The organism is Brevundimonas diminuta 3F5N (assembly GCF_900163625.1).
Lineage (GTDB): Bacteria > Pseudomonadota > Alphaproteobacteria > Caulobacterales > Caulobacteraceae > Brevundimonas > Brevundimonas diminuta_A.
This window is the reverse complement of the sequence record NZ_FUIE01000050.1, coordinates 1-5,607: the sequence shown is the minus strand read 5'-3', so window position 1 is coordinate 5,607 and position 5,607 is coordinate 1. Positions and strand designations below refer to the sequence as shown.

Here is a 5,607-nt window from a genome sequence, read left to right as displayed (position 1 = left end):
GAAGCCGCGCAGCACCTGGGCGGCGTTCCGGTCACTGGACTTCGCCGCCGTTGTGAACTCGCTTTTCAGGGCCTCATCGACCCGGAAGGTGAAGGTGGCTTCGTTCATAGGAACACCTCGTGTGTTGGAGACGCAGTGCAATGTAACACAATTCGGGATGATCTAGGGGTAGATCAGAGGCTTTCAAAAACGCATCAGCCATTTTCGATTTTCGATCACGCCCCACCTATCGGCCTCTGCCCCCTCGGTCATGGTTCCGGCCATCGCGCCCGCGCTGCGCCTTGATCTGCTCCTGCAGCTGCTTCTCCTTCTGGCGTTGAAGATCGCGCTCTATGCGCGCCTGGCGTTCCTTCGCCTGGGCGTCGGCGGTGATCTTCCCGGCCATCCTCGCCGCCAGATTCTGCATCGTCTGCCCGACAGACGCCCCCGCCTGTTTCAGCCACTCAGCGCCCTTCTCGACATAGGCGCGCAGCCCACGACGCTCCTCGACGGCCTGGCGCTGCGCGCCCGCCACCGTGACGGGTTCATAGGGCCGCTGGTCCCGCTCCGCGGACTGCTTCGCCGCCCGCTCCAGCTGGTATTCGGCGGGGGTCAGCTGGGGCAGGGGCTGGGCCTCTAGGCCGCGCTCGGCGTGGCTGCGGTGATCGACCCGCTCGGCGCAGCCGGCGCGCTCCAGGGCGAGGTTCTGAACCTCGGCCCACCGCGCCCGCCAGTGATCCACCTCGCCCGAGGTCTTCACGTCCAGTTCGCGGGTCTTGGCCCCCATCCCTTCGGGGCCAAGCTGCCGCGTGGTCAGCAGCAGATGGGCGTGATGGTTGCGGTTGTCGCCCTCGCCGCCGGGGGCGTGGATCGCAATATCGACCGCGACCTGATGGCGGTCGGAGATCTCCTGGGCGAAGTCCAGGACAAGATCCCGGCGCTGATCCGCGCTCAACTCGACCGGCAACGCGATCTCGAATTCGCGGGCGACGGTCGAGTTCTTGCGCGCCTCCGCTGCCTCGGCCGCGTTCCACAGCGCGGCCCGATCAGCCGCCCATGCGGGTGCATCGGCGGGCAGCACGATCTGGGTGTGATCGACACCAGATCGGCGGGTGTAATCGTGGGTCACGCCTTCGCGCTGACACTCGATTGCGGCACCCGCACGATAAGCCGCCGCAGCGGTCGCGGAGCGTCCGGCGGATCGGCTGATCGTCTTCACGGCAAGATGGTAGGAGGCCATCGCAGTCGTCCTTTGGGGTTCGCAAGGGGTGTAACCCCTCGCCCACGCAAACGCCAGTTTGCATAAGTGGGCACTTGTCTCCCTTTCGGTCGAACGTGTTAGGCCCTATCCTCTAAGGAAATGGAGATTTGTGAATGGCCGGTCCATCATCCGAAACAGTCGAAAAGGCGCGGCTGAAACTCGAACAGGCCAAGGCGAGATTCCAACGCCTTGAAGCCCGCGCCTCAGTCGAGCGGCGCAAGCTGGAAGCGCGTCGGAAGATCATCCTCGGAGCGCTCGCCCTGGACGCGGCCAGGAGCGGAAACTGGCCCCGCGATTTCGATGACCTGATGAGCCGGATCAGCCGCGACGTGGACCGCAAAGCCTTCGACGGTTGGAGCCTGACCGATGAGCGCTGAGTTCGACCTGTCGGACTTCGACGCCCCCACCGCCGCCGCCGATCACACCGCCCTGCTCAATGAGATGCGAGAAGCCGGGGCCGCTGGCGTCCGATCGGCCAGCGCGCCGCTTGTGGCCGCCGCCTCGGAGGTCCAACGCCAGGTGAAGGAGCTGCGGGCGGCGGAGCGATCCATTCAGGCCGCAACGGCCTCGATCACCGCCGCCAGATCGGCCCTGTTCTGGGACAACGCCAAGCACCTCCTGCTCTACGCGGCGGTGGGAGGGTTAGTCCTGGGGGGTGGGGGCGTCGGCTACCACTTCGTGAAGCGCCCCAAGGTCGAAACCCAATACTTCGGCTGTGCCGATTGGAACGCCAGGACGAAGACCTGCAAGGGCCAGTGGATGCCCCTGACCCCGAAGAAACCGGACGACGGGGCGAGCGAATGAACTCCGACCTCCTGATCGACAACTTGTTCAAGATGCTGGGCGTGGCCGCCCTCACGTTCTTCGTGGGCGGCGCGATCCTGCGCTGGCTGACCCGCCCGCCCGTGTCCAAGCCAGACCATGAGGCGACGACCCCGACCTTCTACGGCGCCGATCCGGCGTCCCGCGCTTGGCGGCGCGAGCAAATGGAAATCAGCAACGACATCGCGGGCCTGGCCCGCGACCCGCACGGTCCTGCGCTGGCCGCCGCCCTGGACGCTCTGGACCTGACCGACGCCCAGCGGATCGAGGCCACGACCGCCTATTTCCGGGCGCTCGCCGCAGCCACGCCGCCGGTGTCGCCCAGCCTTCAGGAATGGATGGATCGGGTTGGCGCGCCCTGGCCCGACGACGCCTCCGGCCCCGACTATTCCAGAAAGCCCGAGAAGGGGCCGTAGAGCGCCCTCAGGGCCGTTCTCGCCCCCGTTTCCGCCCCCTAGTCCTCGCCCAGCCCTGCAACGGCTCCCGCGCGCTCAACGGGGACTAAAAGTCCGCACCTGAGGACAGGTCTGTCGTAAATTTGGACAGGCGGAAAAATTATCACGCCGCAGGCGGTCTGATGGACGGGATACCCACCCCCGCCCTTCGTAGCGCTTTGGATGCGCCTACGGACGGGCGTGGATATCCCGCAACCCCCTAGCGGGGGCCCTCCTATGAGATCATAGAAAGAGGATTTACAAAGTTATTTGTTTTCAACGACTTAAAAGGGGGGGGTACGCAACCAGCTATTGCGTAGGGGGGTGCAGCCAGCTGTTGCGTAGGTTTTGCGAGAAATTGGAAAAATTCTGCGCAAATGTCGTTGCGTAGGGTGGCGTCACCCACTACCAATTTTTGGAAATCATTTGCGGATTCTCCGCAGCTGGTGATGCAGGGGTGCCTCATGGCGCGCGATCGAGAACTTGGAATAACAACGCGACCTTCGGGAAGTTGGGTGCAAACGGAACTAGCGGCCCACGAACAGTGGGCGAAGCTGTCCGTCACCAACCCTCGAGCATCCTCAGTGCTTCACGTTCTGCTTGCCCGAATGGGGCGTAGCAACGCCGTGGTGGCCTCCCAGAAAACGTTGGCGAAGATGGCCGGATGTTCTGTCCGGACCCTCCAGTACGCGCTGACGACGCTCCGTGAAGGCAACTGGATCGAAGTCCGACAAATCGGAACCACAGGGACCGCCAACGCCTACATCATCAACGACCGCGTGGCCTGGTATGGCAACCGTGACGGAATGCGATACAGCCTCTTCTCCGCGACCGTTTTGGTATCCGAAGAGGAGCAGCCAGACCGCGATGAACTAGGTCAGCAGCCCCCCCTCAAGCACATCCCTGAACTGTTCCCCGGCGAGCGTCAGCTACCCGCCGGTGAAGGGCTTGCTCCACCATCGCAGCCGTTCTTTCCTGACATGGTGCCGGACCTTCCATCCAAGCCTATGCCGCACGTTCCAGAGCGCGACTCAGAATAGGGTTCGAACACGGCCCAACTAAGCAGCCGTGCTTAATTATTACGCACGGACGCCCCCAGGTGGGGGCGTAGGAGTCCCTAGAATTCGATGATGAAGGTTGAGTTTCGCCCGGTCGCATCCGGCCTGAAAGACATCGGCTGGGGCCACGATGGATGGCTAGGTTTCGTGGACAAAGGTTGCATACCAGCCATCTGTTGGTAAGTGAGGGAATTGAACAATTAATTTCTGTGGAGACAACCGAGTGCGTGGAACATATTTGCTCATAGCTTTTTCGGCGGCGCTGGCAGCATGCGGGCAGTCAACCGATCAAACGGCATCTTCAAATGGCGCGGAACAAGCTCAGAATCAGTCGGCACCGGCTGCGGGCGAGAGCAATGGCGATTGGTCATCACTCAGCGAATATGTCGGTCAACATCCCGTGGATAGCAAATTTTATGACGAAAGCCCGATAGCGCCGCAACTCAGGAACCTTCTGGGAGACAAGCTGAACGTGCTGATGCAGAACAGCGACACAGCCGCCCCCTTGCAACGCGATGGCGAAGTTTTCTTCACGTCGGGCAACAAGGATAATGAGGGGGGTAGCGACGCATTCTATCTGCTCGTCGATCCGCCAGCCAAGGCTGTCGAGGTCGGCCTTTGGGAAAACGGCGAGTTGACCGTTTATAAGACCCCGGGTTCCGACATTCCGAAACCGCAAGATATCCAGACGACAATATCGAACACGGAGATGTAGACGTCGCTGTCGAGCGGCAGGAAACCTGGCTCTGTGGCTAAGAAAGAAAGGGCCGGGCAGCGTGATGCGCCCGGCCCTTTTGAATTCAGCCGATTCAGGCCACCTTCGAAACCTCGCTTAGAAGGTTTCGAAAATGGAACTTCGAATGTCGCTGGCCGAGGCTGCGGCCCTGACCAAGACGCCCCTTAACACCCTCCGATCCCGCTGGAAGGCCGGTAAAGTAAGGGGCGAGAGAGACAACGCCGGGAAGATATGGGTCTGGATAGACCCCGATCTGGTGGGTTCGAAAAAGCGCACTTCGAAACCTTCGAAGGGTTCGAACGATGCAGCCGTTGAAGCCCTCACGATCCAACTGGATCGCGCCCATACCGAACTCGAAACCCTGCGTCCCAGGGCGGCCCTGGCCGACCGCCTGGAAGCCGAGAAGCCCCTTCTCCTGGGCCAGCTCGAAGAACTGAAAGCCGACCGGGACGCATGGCGCCGCCTGTCGGAGCGGCGAGGGTTCTGGGGCCTATTCCGCCGTTAACCCGGCCACTGACGGGCGGCGTGCAGCACCCGCAAAATCCGAACCTGATCGTCGGCCACGTCATAGACCATGACGTAGTTTCGGTGCGCTACCAGTTCGCGGGTTCCCGTGACGCGCCCACCTCGGCCAAGGCCGGGGTTATCGGCCAGACGGGCAGCTTTCTCGGAAAGCAGTTCGTCCAGCGCTAGGGCGGCGTTGGGATTGGCCTCCGCGATGTATTCGCGAATGTCTTTCCGGTCGATGTTCGCAAGCCGGGTCCAGATCAGCCTCACGAGTGCGACGCCAACCGCTGTCGCGTCGCCTCGCGCCACGCCGCCGCCTCGGCCTCGACCTCCTCGGCCGAGATCAAATCACCGGCGTTGGCGGCGTCGATTCCGATCTGCACCTGGCGACGAAACCAGGCGTCATGCTCGGCGGCTTCCTGCTGCTGGCGCACGTAATCCCGCATGAAGCCGCGCAGCACCTGGGCGGCGTTCCGGTCACTGGACTTCGCCGCCGTTGTGAACTCGCTTTTCAGGGCCTCATCGACCCGGAAGGTGAAGGTGGCTTCGTTCATAGGAACACCTCGTGTGTTGGAGACGCAGTGCAATGTAACACAATTCGGGATGATCTAGGGGTAGATCAGAGGCTTTCAAAAACGCATCAGCCATTTTCGATTTTCGATCACGCCCCACCTATCGGCCTCTGCCCCCTCGGTCATGGTTCCGGCCATCGCGCCCGCGCTGCGCCTTGATCTGCTCCTGCAGCTGCTTCTCCTTCTGGCGTTGAAGATCGCGCTCTATGCGCGCCTGGCGTTCCTTCGCCTGGGCGTC

9 protein-coding genes are annotated in these 5,607 nt (G+C 62.4%); 6 read left to right on the top strand and 3 right to left on the bottom strand.

The features are described from left to right. Positions 1-226: 226 nt before the first annotated feature. Entirely contained in the window at positions 227-1,219 is a 993-nt protein-coding gene (mobQ, locus tag FM111_RS09875) for a MobQ family relaxase (protein ID WP_087140770.1), read from the bottom strand. 134 nt (positions 1,220-1,353) lie between these two features. Here mobQ and FM111_RS09870 point away from each other — a divergent pair, with 134 nt between their 5' ends. The 6 genes from FM111_RS09870 to FM111_RS09845 all read left to right on the top strand — a co-directional run bounded on the left by FM111_RS09870 (position 1,354) and on the right by FM111_RS09845 (position 4,795). Further along, complete coding sequence (locus FM111_RS09870) at positions 1,354-1,617, top strand: mobilization protein (protein WP_087140769.1); 264 nt, start codon at positions 1,354-1,356, stop codon at positions 1,615-1,617. Beyond that, on the top strand, positions 1,607-2,044 hold the full coding sequence (locus FM111_RS09865; RefSeq protein ID WP_087140768.1) for a hypothetical protein: 438 nt from the start codon (positions 1,607-1,609) through the stop codon (positions 2,042-2,044). The genes FM111_RS09870 and FM111_RS09865 overlap by 11 nt, the downstream gene beginning before the upstream one ends. Continuing rightward, positions 2,041-2,478 (top strand): hypothetical protein, encoded by a 438-nt coding sequence (locus FM111_RS09860; protein ID WP_087140767.1) that lies wholly within the window; start codon positions 2,041-2,043, stop codon positions 2,476-2,478. The genes FM111_RS09865 and FM111_RS09860 overlap by 4 nt, the downstream gene beginning before the upstream one ends. A gap of 395 nt (positions 2,479-2,873) precedes the next feature. Beyond that, positions 2,874-3,536: a replication/maintenance protein RepL gene (locus FM111_RS09855; protein WP_306299147.1), complete on the top strand. Its 663-nt coding sequence runs from the start codon at positions 2,874-2,876 to the stop codon at positions 3,534-3,536. A gap of 241 nt (positions 3,537-3,777) precedes the next feature. Beyond that, positions 3,778-4,269 (top strand): hypothetical protein, encoded by a 492-nt coding sequence (locus FM111_RS16210; RefSeq protein WP_143276091.1) that lies wholly within the window; start codon positions 3,778-3,780, stop codon positions 4,267-4,269. 145 nt (positions 4,270-4,414) lie between these two features. Further along, positions 4,415-4,795 (top strand): hypothetical protein, encoded by a 381-nt coding sequence (locus FM111_RS09845; protein ID WP_087140765.1) that lies wholly within the window; start codon positions 4,415-4,417, stop codon positions 4,793-4,795. Here FM111_RS09845 and FM111_RS09840 read toward each other — a convergent pair. Further along, entirely contained in the window at positions 4,792-5,067 is a 276-nt protein-coding gene (locus FM111_RS09840; RefSeq protein ID WP_087140764.1) for a type II toxin-antitoxin system RelE/ParE family toxin, read from the bottom strand. The two genes, FM111_RS09845 and FM111_RS09840, sit on opposite strands and share 4 nt — an antisense overlap. Continuing rightward, the gene (locus FM111_RS09835) at positions 5,064-5,351 is read right to left on the bottom strand and encodes a CopG family ribbon-helix-helix protein (RefSeq protein WP_087140763.1); all 288 of its coding nucleotides are present in this window, start codon (positions 5,349-5,351) and stop codon (positions 5,064-5,066) included. The genes FM111_RS09840 and FM111_RS09835 overlap by 4 nt, the downstream gene beginning before the upstream one ends. Positions 5,352-5,607: the final 256 nt, after the last annotated feature.

What these genes read in the sequence shown, in the direction of transcription:
- FM111_RS09870 (WP_087140769.1), top strand. Translation starts at nt 1,354, where the DNA reads ATGGCCGGTCCATCATCCGAAACAGTCGAAAAGGCGCGGCTGAAACTC.
- FM111_RS09865 (WP_087140768.1), top strand. Translation starts at nt 1,607, where the DNA reads ATGAGCGCTGAGTTCGACCTGTCGGACTTCGACGCCCCCACCGCCGCC.
- FM111_RS09860 (WP_087140767.1), top strand. Translation starts at nt 2,041, where the DNA reads ATGAACTCCGACCTCCTGATCGACAACTTGTTCAAGATGCTGGGCGTG.
- FM111_RS09845 (WP_087140765.1), top strand. Translation starts at nt 4,415, where the DNA reads ATGTCGCTGGCCGAGGCTGCGGCCCTGACCAAGACGCCCCTTAACACC.
- FM111_RS09855 (WP_306299147.1), top strand. Translation starts at nt 2,874, where the DNA reads ATGTCGTTGCGTAGGGTGGCGTCACCCACTACCAATTTTTGGAAATCA.
- mobQ (WP_087140770.1), bottom strand. Translation starts at nt 1,219, where the DNA reads ATGGCCTCCTACCATCTTGCCGTGAAGACGATCAGCCGATCCGCCGGA.
- FM111_RS09835 (WP_087140763.1), bottom strand. Translation starts at nt 5,351, where the DNA reads ATGAACGAAGCCACCTTCACCTTCCGGGTCGATGAGGCCCTGAAAAGC.